At 55.6% G+C, this 17,485-nt stretch carries 16 protein-coding genes; 6 read left to right on the top strand and 10 right to left on the bottom strand.

Annotated elements, in window-relative coordinates; translation table 11 throughout:
* Positions 1–126: 126 nt before the first annotated feature.
* From RAC65_RS13195 to iolD, 4 genes are all read right to left on the bottom strand, one after another.
* The gene (locus RAC65_RS13195; RefSeq protein WP_006121069.1) at positions 127–978 is read right to left on the bottom strand and encodes a MurR/RpiR family transcriptional regulator; all 852 of its coding nucleotides are present in this window, start codon (positions 976–978) and stop codon (positions 127–129) included.
* A gap of 208 nt (positions 979–1,186) precedes the next feature.
* Positions 1,187–2,083 carry a myo-inosose-2 dehydratase gene (gene iolE / locus RAC65_RS13200; RefSeq protein WP_006121068.1) on the bottom strand — a complete coding sequence of 299 codons (897 nt, stop codon included), beginning with the start codon at positions 2,081–2,083 and terminating at the stop codon, positions 1,187–1,189.
* A gap of 27 nt (positions 2,084–2,110) precedes the next feature.
* Positions 2,111–3,121: a Gfo/Idh/MocA family protein gene (locus RAC65_RS13205; protein ID WP_033738232.1), complete on the bottom strand. Its 1,011-nt coding sequence runs from the start codon at positions 3,119–3,121 to the stop codon at positions 2,111–2,113.
* Between the two features lie 60 nt (positions 3,122–3,181).
* Positions 3,182–5,122, bottom strand: a complete 1,941-nt coding sequence (gene iolD, locus RAC65_RS13210) for a 3D-(3,5/4)-trihydroxycyclohexane-1,2-dione acylhydrolase (decyclizing) (protein WP_033738230.1) — start codon at positions 5,120–5,122, stop codon at positions 3,182–3,184.
* Between the two features lie 525 nt (positions 5,123–5,647).
* Between iolD and iolC the strand changes: the two genes are divergently transcribed.
* Entirely contained in the window at positions 5,648–7,570 is a 1,923-nt protein-coding gene (gene iolC / locus RAC65_RS13215) for a 5-dehydro-2-deoxygluconokinase (RefSeq protein ID WP_205955754.1), read from the top strand.
* A gap of 92 nt (positions 7,571–7,662) precedes the next feature.
* On the opposite strand, the gene RAC65_RS13220 is transcribed toward iolC, so the two are convergent.
* The gene (locus tag RAC65_RS13220) at positions 7,663–8,217 is read right to left on the bottom strand and encodes a DcrB family lipoprotein (RefSeq protein WP_375096794.1); all 555 of its coding nucleotides are present in this window, start codon (positions 8,215–8,217) and stop codon (positions 7,663–7,665) included.
* Positions 8,218–8,334: 117 nt separating this feature from the next.
* Positions 8,335–9,000 (bottom strand): 7-cyano-7-deazaguanine/7-aminomethyl-7-deazaguanine transporter, encoded by a 666-nt coding sequence (locus tag RAC65_RS13225; protein ID WP_205955753.1) that lies wholly within the window; start codon positions 8,998–9,000, stop codon positions 8,335–8,337.
* Positions 9,001–9,205: 205 nt separating this feature from the next.
* Here RAC65_RS13225 and tusA point away from each other — a divergent pair, with 205 nt between their 5' ends.
* Complete coding sequence (gene tusA / locus RAC65_RS13230; protein ID WP_006121061.1) at positions 9,206–9,457, top strand: sulfurtransferase TusA; 252 nt, start codon at positions 9,206–9,208, stop codon at positions 9,455–9,457.
* Positions 9,458–9,481: 24 nt separating this feature from the next.
* Here tusA and RAC65_RS13235 read toward each other — a convergent pair whose 3' ends face one another.
* On the bottom strand, positions 9,482–11,770 hold the full coding sequence (locus tag RAC65_RS13235) for a zinc/cadmium/mercury/lead-transporting ATPase (protein WP_263757418.1): 2,289 nt from the start codon (positions 11,768–11,770) through the stop codon (positions 9,482–9,484).
* An 87-nt stretch (positions 11,771–11,857) separates the two neighbouring features.
* On the bottom strand, positions 11,858–12,487 hold the full coding sequence (locus tag RAC65_RS13240) for a lysoplasmalogenase (RefSeq protein ID WP_033738214.1): 630 nt from the start codon (positions 12,485–12,487) through the stop codon (positions 11,858–11,860).
* A gap of 152 nt (positions 12,488–12,639) precedes the next feature.
* Here RAC65_RS13240 and RAC65_RS13245 point away from each other — a divergent pair, with 152 nt between their 5' ends.
* Positions 12,640–12,996 (top strand): DUF2500 domain-containing protein, encoded by a 357-nt coding sequence (locus tag RAC65_RS13245; RefSeq protein WP_033738213.1) that lies wholly within the window; start codon positions 12,640–12,642, stop codon positions 12,994–12,996.
* A 28-nt stretch (positions 12,997–13,024) separates the two neighbouring features.
* Here RAC65_RS13245 and RAC65_RS13250 read toward each other — a convergent pair whose 3' ends face one another.
* Both RAC65_RS13250 and rsmD read right to left on the bottom strand, forming a co-directional pair.
* Complete coding sequence (locus RAC65_RS13250) at positions 13,025–13,294, bottom strand: DUF1145 family protein (protein WP_006121057.1); 270 nt, start codon at positions 13,292–13,294, stop codon at positions 13,025–13,027.
* On the bottom strand, positions 13,284–13,883 hold the full coding sequence (gene rsmD, locus RAC65_RS13255) for a 16S rRNA (guanine(966)-N(2))-methyltransferase (RefSeq protein ID WP_375096795.1): 600 nt from the start codon (positions 13,881–13,883) through the stop codon (positions 13,284–13,286). Before rsmD ends, RAC65_RS13250 begins: the two co-directional genes overlap by 11 nt.
* A gap of 233 nt (positions 13,884–14,116) precedes the next feature.
* Here rsmD and ftsY point away from each other — a divergent pair, with 233 nt between their 5' ends.
* Genes ftsY through ftsX form a run of 3 tightly spaced genes read left to right on the top strand, consistent with a single transcriptional unit; the run spans position 14,117 to position 17,365 of the window.
* Positions 14,117–15,718, top strand: coding sequence for a signal recognition particle-docking protein FtsY (ftsY, locus tag RAC65_RS13260; RefSeq protein WP_054632936.1), 1,602 nt, complete (start codon positions 14,117–14,119; stop codon positions 15,716–15,718).
* 5 nt (positions 15,719–15,723) lie between these two features.
* Positions 15,724–16,392: a cell division ATP-binding protein FtsE gene (gene ftsE / locus RAC65_RS13265; RefSeq protein ID WP_006121054.1), complete on the top strand. Its 669-nt coding sequence runs from the start codon at positions 15,724–15,726 to the stop codon at positions 16,390–16,392.
* On the top strand, positions 16,382–17,365 hold the full coding sequence (ftsX, locus tag RAC65_RS13270; RefSeq protein ID WP_033738206.1) for a permease-like cell division protein FtsX: 984 nt from the start codon (positions 16,382–16,384) through the stop codon (positions 17,363–17,365). The genes ftsE and ftsX overlap by 11 nt, the downstream gene beginning before the upstream one ends.
* The last annotated feature ends 120 nt before the right edge of the window (positions 17,366–17,485 follow it).

Here is a 17,485-nt window from a genome sequence, read left to right on the forward strand (position 1 = left end):
ATTGCGTGATGATACCTGTAAGTTGACCAGAGAACGGTGTTCGGCGACAAGCTCTGTCTGTTACCTGACGAGGCCGTTTCTGGTTGACGGGCGCAGGCTACGCCGCCCTGTCAGGTGGCGCGATCGTCAGGATGCGGGGGGCGTCCGGGCATTGTTCAGTGCCAGGGAAACCGCCAGCGTCTGAGCCAGACAGAGTGAAGCCACCTGAGAGCGGAAACCGTCAACCTGGGCTTCCCGCACCACAAAGCAAACGTCGCTGAACGCGGCCAGAGGGCTCACCTGGCTGTCCGTAATCGCAATCAGGCGGGCACCGCGCCTGGCGCCCAGCTCAACCACTTCTACCGCTTCGCGGGCGTAAGGCGAACAACTGATAGCAATCACCACGTCTTTCGGATTCACCAGCGTCAGCTGTTCAGTGAACATGCCGCCTAACCCGTCAATCAGAAAGGCGCGGCGCTCCAGATGGCGCAGGGCGTAAACCAGATAGGAGGCGACACTGAACGAGCGACGCAGGCCGATAACATAGACATTCTCGGCATCATTGAGTAACTGCACCGTTTTGTTCAACTGCTCCGGGCTCACCTGCATCGCCAGTTGCTGCAACGCCTGGCTGTTTACCATGGTGAAGACATTCAGAATTTCCGCCGGGCTTTCAGGCGCGTTCGCTGCGTCGTCTGCGGCGGTCTGGCGGAACAGGCGTGCCCGTTCGGTGTAGTTAACCGTCTCTTCCATCAGATGCTGACGAAAAATTTGTTTCATTTCGTTGAAGCCGCTAAAACCAAAGGCGTTGGCAAAGCGAATCAGGGTCGAAGGCGGCACATCGGCCTGCTGAGCAATAGACGCGACGGTATCAAAGGCGATGCTGTTACTGTTATCAAGAATATAACGAGCCACCTGCTTCAGACGCTTACTCAGCGTTTCATAACGGCGACGAATCTCGTCCTGCAGCAGTGAAAGTTGGGAAGGGTTATTGCTCATTACGTCGGCTCATGTGCGGAAAGCGTGGCTGGATAAGAATCGCTATGATACCAGATGGATGGAAAATTTCATTTGTTTGTTTTTCAGGCATAATTTATTTCATTGGTTTATGAAATGACTCACAGATTCGTCGTCAAACGGTGCGATCGGGCTGAAAAAAGGCTGCCCTGGGGCAGCCTTATGCATATCGTCCTGCGTCAGGGTGAATTTACAGCCCGGTGTGCTCGCGAATATATTTTCGTGCCTTCACCGCATACTCAAATGGATTCGCCAGCGCGGGATCCTGCTCTGCCTCCACCACCATCCAGCCCTGATAGCCGTAATCATCAAGGATTTTAAACACGGGTTTAAAGTCGATCACGCCATCGCCCGGCACGGTAAAAGTGCCTTTTTTTACGCCGTCCAGGAAAGACAGATGCTGATCTCTGACTTCAGCGACGATGTCATCCCGCACATCTTTGAGGTGCACGTGGAAAATACGCGGCAAGTGGTTTTCCAGTACCGCCAGCATGGCCTGCTGTGAGCCTTCGGAATAGTAGATATGGCCGGTGTCGTAAAGTAAGCCGACAGTATCGTTCGTCATGGCCATAAAACGGTCAATTTCTGCTGGCGTCTGGATAGCGGTGCCCATGTGATGGTGCAGGCAGACGCGCATGCCTTTACGGGCGGCGATCGCGGCCAGTTCATTGTAGCCTTCCGCCGTGCGCTGCCATTCATCGTCGTTAAACACGGGCTTATCGTCCAGCACCGCCAGCGTCGTGCCTTGTATGCTCTTGCTTTGTTCAGAGCACCCAATCACCCGGGCGCCCATCTCGAAGAGGAAATTCATGTGCTCGGTGAATCCCTCAATCGTTTTCGCTTTGTCGCCCTGTGCAAAGAAGGTGCTGAACCAGGCGTTACAGATCTCAATACCGCGAATCTCCAGCATCGGTTTCAGAACCGCAGGATCGCGTGGGTATTTACTGCCGACTTCACTGCCGGTGAACCCGGCCAGCGCCATTTCACTGACCGTTTGCTGGAAGGTGTTTTCGCTGCCCAGTTCGGGCATATCATCATTCGTCCAGCCAATGGGCGCGATCGCCAGCTTAACCTTTTGATTGTTCATCAGTTACCTGCCTGAAGGCGAGAGGAGTCAGTTATAAAATGCCGGACGGGCGGGCATTTCAATGGGTTCGATCGCGCCGCTCTTCTGCGCTTTGATACAGGCGTCAGCAGCGACCGAGGCGGCAAAACCATCCCATGCGGAAGGACCGGTTAACTGGCCCGCTTTTACGTCGTTGATAAAGGCCTGTAGCTCAACGTCGTATGCCTCAATAAAGCGATCTTTCCAGTCGACCAGAATGGTATTGGACAGTTTGGCGTCTTTACGTAACTGTACCGATGACGGCTCGGGCAGTCTGGCGATACCTTCCTCGCCCACGACTTCGCACTGAATATCGTAGCCGTAGGTACAGTTCACAAAGATCTCCACATCAATGCGAATCCCTTTTTGCGTTTCAAACAGAACGATTTGCGGGTCTTTCAGGTGTGGACGGGCTTTAGAACTGACGCGCGGGAACACCACCTGCACGGTTTTATAGTCGTCGCGGGTCAGCCAGCGCAGGACATCCAGCTCGTGGATCAGCGTATTGGTAATCGCCATTTCGGTGTTGTAGTTTTCCGGCACCGTCGGGTTGCGGTGCGCGCAATGCAGCATCAGCGGCTCACCGATATCACCATCGGTAATCACCTTTTTCAATGCCCGATAACCGGCATCGTAGGGGCGCATAAAGCCGACCTGTACGAGACGTTTGCCGTGTTTGATCTCGGCGTCCACGATACGACGACAGCCTTCAGCGCTCATCGCCAGCGGCTTCTCACAGAAGACCGGTTTGCCCGCCTCAATGGCAGCCAGCGTGAACGCTTCATGGGTCGGGTCCCAGGAGGTGACGAGCACGGCATCCACGTTGGGTGACTGAATGACTGCGAAGCCATCCTCGCATACGTCTGCATCACTGTTCAGACGTTGCAGCGCGGCTTTGGCGCCTTCCGCATTGATATCGGATACCGCAACCACTTTTGCCCCTTGTAAGACATTGTTGCAGCGCCGAATGTGCTCCTGACCAATCGCACCTGTTCCAATCACACCAAGTTTCAATGTCATAATTACACCTGTAGGGTTAAATCGGAGAGTAGAAACATGGGCCGTCAGACGGCCCGGAAATCAGTATTTACGGGCCTGAGCCAGATGCGTATTCAGCGTGTTCGCCACCTGTTGCGCGCGCGTCGAGTGGGCGGTTTGTGCCACACCAACGTGCCACCAGCTGAAGTAGTTGTGAATCATGGTCTTGGGCAGCACTTTGATATCAATCAGCGTGGAAACGCGCTGCGTTTTTGCGTCTTCCAGCGCGGCGGTAAGCTGCTCCAGCGTACTGACGCGATAGGTTTTGCAGCCATAACCGGCAGCAATGGCGGCAAAATCCACCGGAACCAGTCCGCCGTCGAGCTTGCCACCATCCGGATTACGGAAACGGAACTCGGTAACAAAGCTGTCCATGCCGTGCCCCATTTGCAGGTTGTTAATGCAGCCATTGCTCATGTTATCCAGCAGGACCACATTGATTTTCGCCCCTTCCTGAAGGGAGGTCACCAGCTCGGAATGCAGCATCATGAACGAGCCATCGCCTACCAGGGCATAAACCTCTCGCTCAGGCTGCGCCAGTTTGACGCCCAGTGCCGCATTCACTTCGTACCCCATGCAAGAGTAACCATATTCAAGGTGATAGCCGTTATAACCCCGCGTACGCCAGGCGCGTTGCAGGTCGCCGGGCAGGCTGCCCGCAGCGCCCACGATCACGGCATCGGCAGGCAGGTGCTGATTCAGCGTGCCCACTACGCTGCTTTGTGTCAGCAAAGACTGCGTAAGGCGGTTAAATTCGGCATAGACGGCTTTTCGGTCAAGGTGATCGGTAATCTCAGGCTCAAAGGCGGTATCGTTGGGCGTGATGTGATAAACGCGCTGTGTCTCGTCTTCCAGCTGCTGCCGGGCCAGGGCAATCTGATCGCCCCAGTCGTTGGCATAGTGCTGTGAAACCAGTCCATGACTGAGCGCCAGCAGTGCTTCACGTGCGTCGGCCAGCAGCTGCACGCCATCAAGCTTATAACTGTCAAAGTTGCTGACGTTGACATTCAGAAAGCTCACATCAGGATGCTGGAAGATCCATTTCGACGAGGTGGTGAAATCGGTGTAGCGCGTTCCAATGCCTATCACCAGATCGGCCTCTTTTGCCAGCAGGTTGGCCGCCAGACAGCCGGTTTCACCCACGCCGCCGACGTTGAGAGGATGATCAGATAATAAGGTACCTTTTCCCGCCTGGGTTTCAGCAAACGGAATCTGATAGCGTTCGGCAAATGCACGCAGTGCCTCGCCTGCGCCGGAATATTTCACGCCCCCGCCGCAGATAATTAATGGCTTACGTTTACGGATGATGAGCTTCAGCGCATCTTCGAGCTGGGCAACGGTGGGTTGACGCCGATCCAGACGATGAACGCGTTTCTGGAAGAAATAATCCGGATAATCCCAGGCTTCACCCTGAACATCCTGCGGTAAAGAGAGCGTGACGGCACCCGTTTCAGCCGGATCGGTCAGGACGCGCATGGCGTTAATACAGGCGCTCATCAGTTGCTCCGGACGGCTGACGCGGTCCCAGTATTTACTGACGGCACGAAAGGCGTCGTTGGTGCTGATACTCAGATCCCAGGGCTGCTCAATCTGCTGCAGGACCGGATCGGGCTGGCGGGTGGCAAAGACGTCGCCCGGCAGGAGCAGAAGAGGAATTCGGTTTGCGGTGGCAGTGGCGGCGGCCGTCAGCATATTGGCGGCGCCGGGCCCTACGGACGACGTACAGGCGATAATCTGGCGGCGCAAAGACTGTTTGGCAAAGCCCGTTGCGGCGTGGGCCATCCCTTGTTCATTACGCCCCTGATAGACCACCAGATCGCCGCTGTCCTGCTCCAGCGCTTGTCCCAGTCCCAACACATTGCCATGACCGAAAATGGCAAAAATACCTTTTACAAACTTTGTCTCTGTGCCGTCTACGTCAATGTATTGATTATCGAGAAACTTAACTAATGCCTGTGCGGTAGTCAGTTTGATGGTGGCCATAAACCTTCCTCAACGTGCTGGCAGTAGCAGAGTCCGGCACCGCGCTAAAAAGGCGTGACGTAACGGAAAAGGCTACCTGAAGAACTGAAATGTCAGAGGATTATAAACAAATGCATTTTTCATAAAATACGATTACAGAAGAAATATTTCATTTTGCGAGGGGGATCAAATTTACCCTTGCTTACAGGACAGCGGGAAGCTATGCCATAAGCGTAACTGGAATGTTTAGTGAGAGTTACAAAGTTTTCGAGATTTCATTTCATCACGCAGAAAGATGCTGCAAAACGGGCAGGAGCGTCATGGCCCTGTCGCACCGGGTCCGCGAGGTCCCGTCCGGCAACGCCTGACTGACGTGTCGGGCATAACAGATTTTTAACTGCTTCACATAATCGCAGTGTAAGTTTCATTTTGAATTGAGTTTGGAATATTTGTTCCTCATACTGCGTTTATCGTTAACCAGACACCTTCAGACCCCACGCACAACCTGTCCGCAGTGTCTGCTCATCACAGAAGGAAACTAGAAGCATGCAGAGAGAACAGAAGCGTCTTGATGTGATTTGTATCGGACGCATTGCCGTCGACTTCTATGGTCAGCAAATTGGCGCGCGGCTGGAAGACACCACGTCTTTCGCGAAATATCTGGGCGGGTCATCAGGCAATGTCGCATACGGTACGGCGATTCAGGGGCTGAAATCCGCCATGCTGGCTCGTGTAGGCGATGAACATAATGGCCGTTTTCTGCGGGAAAGTTTGCAGCGGGTCGGCTGCAATACAGAAGCACTTATCACGGACAAAAAGCGGCTGACCGCTCTGGTCATCCTGGGCATTAAAGATGAAGACACTTTTCCGCTGATTTTTTACCGCGACAACTGCGCCGATATGGCCCTGGTGCCAGACGACATTAATGAAGACTTTATCGCTTCTTCTCGCTCGGTTGCGGTAACCGGCACGCATTTGTCGCACCCGCAGACGCGAGCGGCCGTGCTGAAAGCGCTGGAATATGCCCGTAAGCATGATCTGCGTACTGCGCTGGACATCGACTATCGTCCGGTATTGTGGGGCCTGACTTCACTGGGGGACGGGGAAACCCGGTTTATCGCCTCCTCTGAAGTCACCGCGCAACTGCAGCAGGTTATGCATTATTTCGATCTCATTGTCGGCACGGAAGAAGAGTTTCATATCGCAGGCGGCAGCACCGATACGCTGACCGCGCTGAAAAACGTGCGCACGGTGAGCAACGCAACGCTGGTCTGTAAGCGAGGAGCAATGGGATGCGTGGTATTTGAAGGCGCGATTCCAGACAACTGGGCAGCGGTGAAACTGCACAGCGGCGTGCGTGTCGAGGTCCTGAATGTGCTGGGCGCAGGGGACGCGTTTATGTCCGGTCTGCTGCGCGGTTGGTTAAATGATGAAGGATGGGAACAGGCCTGCCGCTACGCAAACGCCTGTGGCGCGTTGGTGGTTTCGCGACACGGGTGCGCCCCTGCGATGCCCACCCGACAGGAGCTGGATGACTTTTTAAGCCGCGAACAGGACGTGAAACGCCCCGATCTGGATAGCCGTCTGACCCATCTGCACCGCGTCACGTCGCGTCAACACGCCTGGCCGGAACTGAATATTTTCGCTTTTGATCACCGCAAACAGCTGGTAGAGATGGCTACGGAGGCTGGCGCGGACGTTTCGCGCATTCCGCAGTTGAAACTTTTGCTATTGCAGGCTGCGGAGCAGGCCGTGCAGCAAGCCGGCATTGAAAGTAAAAGCGGCATTCTGGCGGACACGACCTTCGGTCAGAAAACGCTGAATGCGATTACGGGTAAGAACCGATGGATTGGCCGACCCATTGAACTACCGGGGTCGCGTCCGTTACGCCTGGAACATGGCAGCATTGGTTCCCAGTTGATCGGCTGGCCAGCGGAGCATGTGGTGAAATGCCTGGTGTTTTATCATCCTCACGACAGTGCCGAACTGCGCGAGGAGCAGGACGCGCTGTTGCTGGAAGTGTGGAAAAGCTGTAACCAGAGCGGTCATGAGTTACTGCTGGAAGTGATCCTGCCTGACAGCCAGCCAGACCACAATGAAGCGCATTTTCTTAAGATGCTGAACCACTTTTATTCGCTTGGCATCAAGCCTGACTGGTGGAAGCTCCCACCCCTGTCTCCGGCAAGCTGGCGTGACATAGGTGCCTTGATCGAACAGCAGGATCCTTACTGTCGTGGCATTTTATTACTGGGACTTGATGCGCCAGAAGCCACGCTTAAAGCGGGGTTTGCCGCGGCGGCGCAGGCCCCGTGGGTAAAAGGGTTTGCGGTGGGGCGCACAATCTTTGCACAGCCCTCGCGCCAGTGGTTGCAGGGTGAAATACGTGACGACGCACTGGTGGCGGCGGTAAAAGAGAACTACCTGCGGCTGATTGATTACTGGCGTCAGGCGCGCGAACAGCGTGTCTAAAGCAGAAGGGATGAGTGATAACTGAGCCATGCGGCAGAATGATCATTGCATGGCTCAGTATTAACGCGCGGTGGTGTGGTGTGCCCTTGCCGTTATTTCAGGGTAATGCTTTTCACCACGGTTTCAGCATCGCTTTGGGCCTGCTGTTGATTGTCCCCGGGCAGCGTAATCTGCATCGTCATCAGCTTACCATCGACTTTGGCCAGAATAACCGAGGACCAGGAGGTCTGGTTGTTTGCTGAGATGACGGTATCCAGCTGCTGTGCCGGCTCACCGCCCAGCGTGACCGCTTTATTGGAGACAACCTGAAGCTGGGGATCGCGATTACGCTGCTGTTGTTCCATGCGTTGCGCTAACACATCCAGGGCCTCATTCGTCGGCTCACCGGCAATGACGATAATCGCCCGCGCACCGCTTTCATCAGCATAAACGTGCATGTTGGTACTCTGAGAACCCAGTTTACCGCTCTTATCTGACAGGCCAGGTGGCAGGGTAAAACGTAATTTACCGTCCATCAGCGCCACGGTTTGTGCAGACTGACTGGCAGATGCGCCATTATCGTTTGCTGCTTCATCTTTCTTTTGATCGCAGGCGGCAAGGCCGAGTACCAGCAAACCAATTCCCGCATATTTCACTAAATTACGCATCAGAATCCCTTTTTAACTTTCCACGAAGGCGTTTATACAACAGGAATCAGGTTGCAAACGCAACCTGAGTATTGTCAGGAGATTTTAGCGGATTGTCAGGAAAGGCTGTATTGCCGGTTAGCCGAAATGTATCTGCGGCTGGGCCTGGCGTTCGGCCAGGCGTTTGAGCGCAGCGTTGAGTAAAACACCATAGGCAGGCAAAAAGAAAATCATACAAATCAGCAGTTTGAAACTGTAATCGACCAGAGCGATTTCTACCCAGTGCTGTGCCATAAACGGATCGGAGCTTTTGTAGAAGGCAATGAAAAAGAAGGCCAGCGTATCGCTGATGTTGCCTAAAAACATGGCACAGCCTGGCGCCACCCACCACTGCGGCAAGCGACGCAGGCGGTTGAAAACGTGCACATCCAGAATCTGGCCCAATGCGTAAGCCATAAAGCTGGCGCAGGCGATACGGGCGACAAACAGGTTTACCTGTTGCAGCGCCTGCCAGCCTTGCCATTCGCCCTGGTAAAACAGGCTGGAAATCGCGTAAGAGATAAACAGGGCCGGCACCATCACCGCCAGAATAATGCGGCGTGCAAGCGGCGCACCAAAGATGCGCACGGTCAGATCAGTGGCCAAGAAAATAAACGGAAAGCTAAAGGCGCCCCAGGTGGTATGAAAACCGAAAAGGGAAACAGGCAACTGCACCAGATAATTGCTGGAAGTGATCACCAGCAGATGAAACAGGGACAACCAGACGAGCGCATGAGCGCGCTGACGCGGGGTAAATGCGAGCATAGTAAGCCTTTTTAGTGGTGGGGTGAGGGAACCCAGTGCAGGCAACTGAACATTCAGTGCGCTGCAGTTGTATGAACAAAAAACGGCCGCATCTTACCCTGTTGTGCTATTAATGCAATGGCTAATTTTAACGCAATCGTTACCGCCTTGCGTCAAAGGGCGGACGCGCTAGAATAAGCGCCCGTTAACTGAAATCGAGACCGTCATGAGTGATGCATTTTCTTCCGCCGACCATCAACTGGATGCTCAGGGCCTGCGTTGTCCCGAGCCGGTCATGATGGTACGTAAAACGGTGCGCGGCATGCAGGACGGTGAAACGCTGCTGATTATCGCGGACGATCCGGCAACCACGCGGGATATCCCCGGTTTTTGCCGGTTTATGGAGCACCAGCTACTGGCCGAACAAACCGACACGCTGCCTTACCAGTTTTTGATTCAGAAAGGGATGGGAGAATAACGGCGGCAGTGAGCCGCCGTCAGGTTATGCATCCCGCGTGCGCAACAGCCGCAACGCGTTTGCCGTGACCAGTGCGGTGGCACCGGAATCAGCCAGCACCGCCAGCCACAATCCCGTTAACCCCGCCAGCGTCGTCACCAGGAACAGCGCCTTCAGCCCCAGCGCAATACCAATATTCTGACGAATAATCGCCCGGGTGCGGCGCGCCAGGGCAATCATCGGGGCCAGGTTGCTGAGCTGATTGCGCGTCAGGGCGGCATCCGCCGTTTCCAGCGCGACATCCGTCCCACTGCCCATCGCAATACCCAGCGTGGCGGCCTTCATGGCTGGCGCATCGTTGATACCGTCGCCCACCATCGCCACCACCTGCTGCTCACTGAGCTGACGAACCGCCTCCACCTTACCGGCTGGCAACAGGCTGGCATGCCAGGCGATGCCTAAAGGTTGGGCGACGACAGCGGCCGCCCGCGGGTTATCACCTGTCAGCATGAGGCTGTTGATGCCAAGTGCTTTTAAGGCCTGCAAGGCGGCGGGGGTTTCGCTGCGCAGCTTGTCCCGTAAGGCCAGCGCCCCCAGCACCTCGCCATTACGCAGCACCATCACAAGGGTTTCGCCCTGGGCTTCCTGCTCATGCACCATTGCCTGGTGCGCCGGGCTCAGGCTGCTGACGTACGACGGTGCCAGCAACGTTATGCGCTGGCCGTCCACTTCAGCCTGAATACCGCTTCCCGCCAGTGCCTGCTGTTGAGTGGCAGACGGAAGCGGCAGTGCCCTGGACTGTGCGGCTGCCACAATCGCCGTTGCCAGTGGATGGGTAGAACCTTGTTCCACCGCGGCACCTAATTGCAGAATCGCGTCTTCGTTAGCCTCGCCGAACGGCAAAATTCGCGTCAACTGCGGCCGGCCTTCTGTCAGCGTACCCGTTTTATCGAACGCGATCGTCTGCACTGTGCTCAGCCGTTCCAGGGCCGCGCCTCCTTTAATCAGCGCACCACGGCGGGCGGCGGCGGCCAGTCCGGACGTGATGGCGGCGGGCGTGGAGATCACCAGCGCACAGGGACAGCCGATCAACAGCAGCGTCAGGCCTTTATAAACCCAGGGCAGCCAGGCACCCGCGCCAAACAGGGGCGGCAGCACCATCACCAGCAGGGCCAGCAGCATGATGGCTGGCGTGTAAATCCGGCTAAAGTTATCGATAAAACGTTCTACCGGAGCACGATGACTTTCGGCTTCCTCAATCAACTGCAAAATGCGGTCAATGGCACTTTCGCCAGGCCTGGAAACCACCTCCAGTTCCACCAGACGATCAACGCTGGTCGCACCCGCCAGTATTTTTTCGCCACGCTGACGCAGCACCGGTACCGACTCGCCCGTCAGCGCGCTCTCATCGAAACTGGCGCTTTCCGCCAGTAAGCAGCCGTCGACCGGCAAACGGCCACCGGCCGCGATTACGATCCGGTCGCCAGGCTGCAACGCGGACAGGGGCACCTCACTACGGGTGCCATTTTGCAGGCGCACAGCGAACTCGGGACGCAGCGCCATCAGCTGGCTTACCCCACTGCGCGCGCGGGTTGCGGCATAGGCTTCCAGTTTTTCGCCCAACAGGAACAGCAGCAGAACCATGGCGGCTTCCGCATGCGCACCAATTAATAACGCACCTGCCGACGCCAGGGTCATCAGAGTTTCAATGGTAAAGGCAGAGCCGGTTCGCAGACGTTGCCACGACTTACGCGCGACCGGCACCAGCCCGACCAGCGTCGTCAGAATAAATAACCGGTCGCCCCAAACGGCACTCACCTGACTGAGCGCAGCGCTGGCTACCATGAGCGCAGCAAGCAGTAAAAGCGGGAAACGGGCACGCCAGGGCGATGGCGCAGGCGCAGAAACAGAGGTTGAGGAGAGATGAAAACCTGCTTTTACCACCGCGTCTTCTATTGCAGACTGAACCGGGGCGCGGGCATTAACGACAAGTTTTTCACTGGAAAAGACGACGCGGACCTGCAGGACGTCAGGAAGTTGGCGAACGGCGGTTTCGATTGCGCGGGCACAACTGGGGCAGTCCATACCGCTAACCTGCCAGCTGAACTGAAAAGCATCAGAGGATCGTCGTCGGTCACCTTCGTCACTGGCTTCGCCGGCAGACGCGGCAGAGCAGCTACAGTCGCCGCCGCAGCTGGCGCGCTCTGTCGTTTCAGGAGAGGCCGCAGTAATGGATAAGGTGCCCGGACGAACAGGGCGAATGGCACAAAGTGGTTTTGCGGCTCGATGAGTATTGCGTGGCTTACCGCAGCCACAAGCATGATGTTGATGCATATAACCTCCGGAAGACGTGGGCGACGTGCCCACGGATTATCTTACACCCAGAGGTTTAACCCAACGCCAGCATTATTGTGTCTTTTTTCAGTAGATCCACAGGGAGCGGACGATCATAAAGTGACCGGCAAAGTAGCAGGCCGCTACAATCGCGCTGTCGGCGCTGAAACGGCGGCGATAATGACTGATAAACCACACGATATTGGCCAGCAGCAGCAGGGCAGAGCCAACCAGAATTGAGAAGCTGTAATCGCTGGGGCGGAAGACATATTGTTCAGTAGCCATCCAGTTCATGACCAGCGTCATGCCGATCAGCGTACAGACGGGCCAGCGCAGCGTTTCCAGCTTACTCCACAGCACACCAATCACAACCACCCCGATGATCAGAAACGTTAGTGGGATGGGCCAGTAAAATGTCATCGTCATATTGGCCGCAAAACACAGCGTGTACAGCAGATGCGACAGGAAAAACGCGCCCAGCGCATAAAGCATTTGTTGCCGCGGGAGCAGCGTCAGCGTGTCGCCGATGAGCGTGGCGACTAACCCAGCCACAATCAGGTAATCAGATGTATTGCGTGTGGGGGCCTGCCAGGCCAGACCGACTAACAGGAGCAACGTAACAGGTTTAAATAACCAGCGTTGCCATTGCGGGCCCCGGTAAGAGGCATCAACGTACAGCCAGCCGGAGAAAAGTACAGCGAGAAAGGACCAGAGCATTGCTTCTCCCTTTTTACCAAAATGGTGACAGTTCCTGAAACACTCCTGTCAGTCTAGGTTATGCCAGCGCGATGTGACAATCGGTCAACTCTGGTTGTATGCTTTATCGCGCAATGCAAGACGATCTGAGACCGGATAAACGCTGAGGAAAGATGAAACCACCGCTACTTTTTATTATCGTCGTGGCCATTATTGCCGTACTCGCGACACGCCAGTTCATCAAACAGCGGCGCGAGGCAGCCGTCAACGATGCCTCGCCGGTACGCACCGTCGCGGTTGAGGTCAAAACCAAACGTGAGTTTTCGGTATCCAGTCGCCGCTCACGTGAGCGCGAAGTGATCGCCGGAGACGAAATGCGCTATGAGGCCTGGTTTCATCCGCTCAATGGCGAAAGCGATATTAAGATGCGCGTTAATGAAAGCGACTACCACCTGATGGACAAGGGCACGAAAGGCGAGCTGACACTTCAGGGCACGCGTTTTATCCGCTTCACGCCTGCCGGAAACTGACGGCGAGCGTGACGCCCGCCGTTATCCTTTATTTACGTGGGAAATTTTTTTTCTGCCACGCAACCAGTTCGAACACGCCAAACAAAAAGACTTTGATCTGGGTAGCGCGATCGAGCGGTGGTGCATCTTTGCCCTGCGTCGTGCGCAGCAGGACTAACTGCAGGCCGTGCATCAGGATCATAAATATCAAGGCCACATTGATGAACCAGGTCAGGGGCTTCGGATACGGATGAATCAGGTTAAACAGTAAAAAACCCCATACGCACAGCATCAGCAGGCGTCCTAAATTAAGTAACATCATGCGTCTCCTGTTGGCGCTGATATAAACGATAGGCCACCTGGCCCGCAATTTTTTCGCGATGTAAATCCCAGTGAACCGGCACCGGCGGTGGGCCGTTTTCCACTTCGCTTTCAACGTAGACGAGTGCATCCGCTGTCAGCCAGTTATTTTTTTCCAGCAGTTGCAGGGTTTGCTCCAGCAAACCCTGCCGAAACGGAGGATCGACAAACACGATACCAAAGGGATGGCCGTCCTGCGCCAGCCAGCTCAGGGTGTTGGTTTGTACGACGTTGCCGTTTGAGGCCTGCAATGTCTGAAGGTTTTTGCTCAGCTGTTGCGCCACCGGGCGCTCCAGCTCAAGCAGCGTTGCCGACGCGGCATAGCGTGAGAGCGCTTCCAGCCCCAGTGCGCCACTTCCGGCAAAGCAATCCAGGCAGTCAGCCTGCTGCAGGTGGGGTGCCAGCCAGTTAAACAGGGTTTCTCGCCCCCTGTCGGTGGTGGGACGAAGACCCGCGCTGTCTGGCACCGGTAATTTGCGGCCGCGCCACTGTCCGCCAATAATGCGGATTTGGCCCGCACCACCTGTTTTACGGGGAGGTTTTATCATCTTGCTCACAAATCGTCATAATTTGTTGCGTAGTTTAACGGGCGAAACGATGAGAAGAAACGTTAAAAAAGGGTGCTGTGGTGAGCCGCCAGGAAAGTGTTAGACTACGACGCTGCTGATGTTATGCATAATTCTGCGGTTTAACGCCACTTTGGCGTTTATCACCAATACTGTTTTTAACCCTGGGAACATTGTGCTACCGGGATGAAGCCATCGAGGAGTGTGGTTACACAATGGCAAAAGAGAAGAAACGAGGCTTTTTTTCCTGGCTGGGATTTGGCAAAGAAGAAGAGAAACAACCCTTAACGGATGCGCAGACGGCACAACCGGAAGCCCAGCAGCCAGAACAGGAAGCCCCGGCACGCAGTCAGGCGGAAACCGCTGAACAGGAACGCGGTGCCGCACCTGAAAACCGTGTTGAACAGCAACAGGAAAGTGATGCAGCTACGTCTGAAGACGTACCGGTTACCGCCCGTGTAGCCGGGCCTGAAACGGCGGTTGATCCGCATACCGGTATGATCACGCCCGTTGAGCCTGCCGATGACGTCAACGATGAGGAACTGACTGCGCTGCCGTCAGCGGAGGTTGAGCTTGCCTCATCCGCGCCTGAACAGGCACCTGTGGCGGACGATGCGCCGCTGAGCGACGATGAGCTGGCCGCGCTGGCGCTGGCGGATGCCGACGTGACAGATATCGCGCCGCACGACGCTGCCATCGCTGAAACTGAACAGGCGGACGATGCGCCGTTGAGTGACGAAGAACTGGCTGCGCTGGCACTGGGAGACGCGGACGTCGTTAACGTTGAAACTGTCGGGCACGATGCCGGGGCGACAGCGCCAGACGACACGGTCAGCGATCTTCCGTTAGCCGCCGCACCGCTGGTAGCGCACGAGCAGGAACAGGAGCGCCCCACCAAAGAGGGATTCTTTGCCCGCCTGAAGCGCAGCCTGGTGAAGACCCGCCAGAACCTGGGCTCGGGTTTTATCAGCCTGTTCCGTGGCAAGAAAATCGACGATGACCTGTTCGAAGAACTGGAAGAACAACTGCTGATTGCCGACGTGGGTGTGGAAACGACGCGGCGCATTATTACCAGCCTGACGCAGCATGCTGACCGTAAGCAACTGCGCGATGCGGAAGCGCTTTATGGCCTGCTGAAAAGCGAAATGGCGGCGATCCTGGCGAAAGTCGATGAACCGCTGAATGTCGAAGGTAAAACCCCGTTTGTCATCTTAATGGTCGGCGTGAACGGCGTGGGTAAAACCACCACCATCGGCAAGCTGGCACGTCAGTATCAGGCAGAAGGTAAATCTGTGATGCTGGCGGCGGGCGATACGTTCCGTGCGGCCGCTGTTGAACAGCTTCAGGTCTGGGGCCAGCGCAACAACATTCCCGTTGTCGCGCAGCATACCGGCGCGGATTCTGCCTCGGTGATTTTCGATGCCATCCAGGCGGCCAAATCACGTGGCGTTGACGTGTTGATCGCGGATACCGCAGGGCGCTTGCAAAATAAATCGCACCTGATGGAAGAGCTGAAGAAAATTACCCGTGTGATGAAGAAGCTGGATGAGCAGGCGCCACATGAAGTCATGCTGACCCTGGATGCCAGTACCGGGCAAAATGCCATCAGCCAGGCCAAACTGTTCCATGAAGCGGTAGGGCTGAGCGGCATTACACTGACTAAACTGGATGGGACAGCCAAAGGTGGCGTGATTTTCTCGGTCGCCGATCAGTTTGGCATCCCTATCCGTTATATCGGTGTCGGAGAAGGCATCGACGATTTACGGCCCTTCAAGGCCGAGGATTTTATTGAGGCACTGTTTGCCCGAGAGGACTAATTAGGATGATTCGCTTTGAAGAGGTCAGTAAGGCATATCTCGGCGGACGTCAGGCGCTGCAGGGCGTAGATTTTAATCTGCGTCCTGGCGAAATGGCGTTTTTGACCGGCCACTCCGGGGCAGGTAAGAGCACGTTGCTGAAGCTGATTTGTGGCATTGAGCGCCCCAGCGCCGGGCAAATCTGGTTTAGCGGACACGATATTTCGCGCCTACGTAACAGCGAAGTGCCGTTCCTGCGTCGTCAGATCGGGATGATCTTTCAGGATCACCATCTGCTGATGGATCGTAGCGTTTATGACAATGTGGCCATCCCGTTGATCATCTCCGGTGCCAGCGGCGAGGATATCCGTCGTCGTGTTTCGGCGGCGCTCGATAAAGTGGGCCTGCTCGACAAAGCAAAAAGTTTTCCTATTCAGCTCTCCGGCGGTGAACAGCAACGTGTCGGTATTGCCCGTGCCGTCGTGAATAAGCCCGCCGTTCTTCTGGCTGACGAACCAACGGGTAACCTGGATGAGGCGCTGTCAGAAGACATCCTGCGCCTGTTTGAAGAGTTTAACCGCGTAGGTGTGACCGTTTTGATGGCGACGCATGATGTTGCCCTTATTGGTCGCCGCAATTATCGGGTAATGACGCTGAATAAAGGACGCCTGCACGGAGGCCACGATGGTCAATAAACGCAACAAACGCGCGGCAGCCCCGAAGGCGAAGCAACCGTCAAAGAGTAAAGCGTTACGCGGTGGCTGGCAGGAACAGTGGCGCTACGCGCTACGCGGTACGCTGTCAGATATGTGGCGTCAGCCGCTGGCGACGTTGCTGACAGTGATGGTGATTGCGATTTCCCTGACGCTGCCCAGCGTCTGCTATATGGTGTGGAAAAACGTCAGTCAGGCGGCTTCGCAGTGGTATCCCGCGCCGCAGCTGACGGTGTATCTCTCAAAAACGCTGGATGATACGGCTGCTGAGAATGTGACCGCGCAACTGAAACAGGTTGAGGGCGTGGATCACGTTAACTATCTGACGCGTGAAGAAGCCCTGAATGAATTCCGCAACTGGTCAGGCTTCGGCGGCGCGATGGACATGCTGGAACAGAATCCGCTGCCTGCTGTCGTTATCATTACGCCAAAGCTCAACTTCCAGAATTCGGACACCATGCAAACGTTACGCGACAGAGTGGCGAAAGTGCAGGGCGTCGATGAGGTACGGATGGATGACAGCTGGTTTGCCCGTCTGGCGGCGCTGACCGGCCTGGTCGGTCAAATTGCGTCGATGATCGGTATCCTGATGATCGTGGCGGTCTTCCTCGTGATTGGTAACAGCGTCAGGCTGAGTATTTTTGCCCGCCGCGATACGATCAACGTTCAGAAGCTGATCGGGGCAACGGATGGATTTATCCTGCGGCCGTTCCTGTATGGTGGCGCGTTACTGGGGTTTAGTGGCGCGGTACTTTCCCTGATCCTGTCTGAAGTGCTGGTGCTGCGCCTGCAGTCTGTTGTGGCTCAGGTGGCGTCGGTATTTGGCACCACCTTCTCTCTGGAAGGGTTTTCCTGGGATGAGGCGTTACTGCTGTTGCTCATCGCCGCCATTATCGGCTGGATTGCCGCCTGGCTGGCAACCGTACAACATTTACGTCGATTTACGCCCCAGTAAAGCGCTGCAACATTTTTTTGTTATAATCATCCTCTGCTGCCGACAGTGGGCGCAGAGGATGTTGCCCTGCTGTCATCTGTGTGTAAAATATTCACTGCTATAATTGAACTTGTGGATAAC

The organism is Pantoea sp. BS_8, from assembly GCF_041954965.1.
Lineage (GTDB): Bacteria > Pseudomonadota > Gammaproteobacteria > Enterobacterales > Enterobacteriaceae > Pantoea > Pantoea stewartii.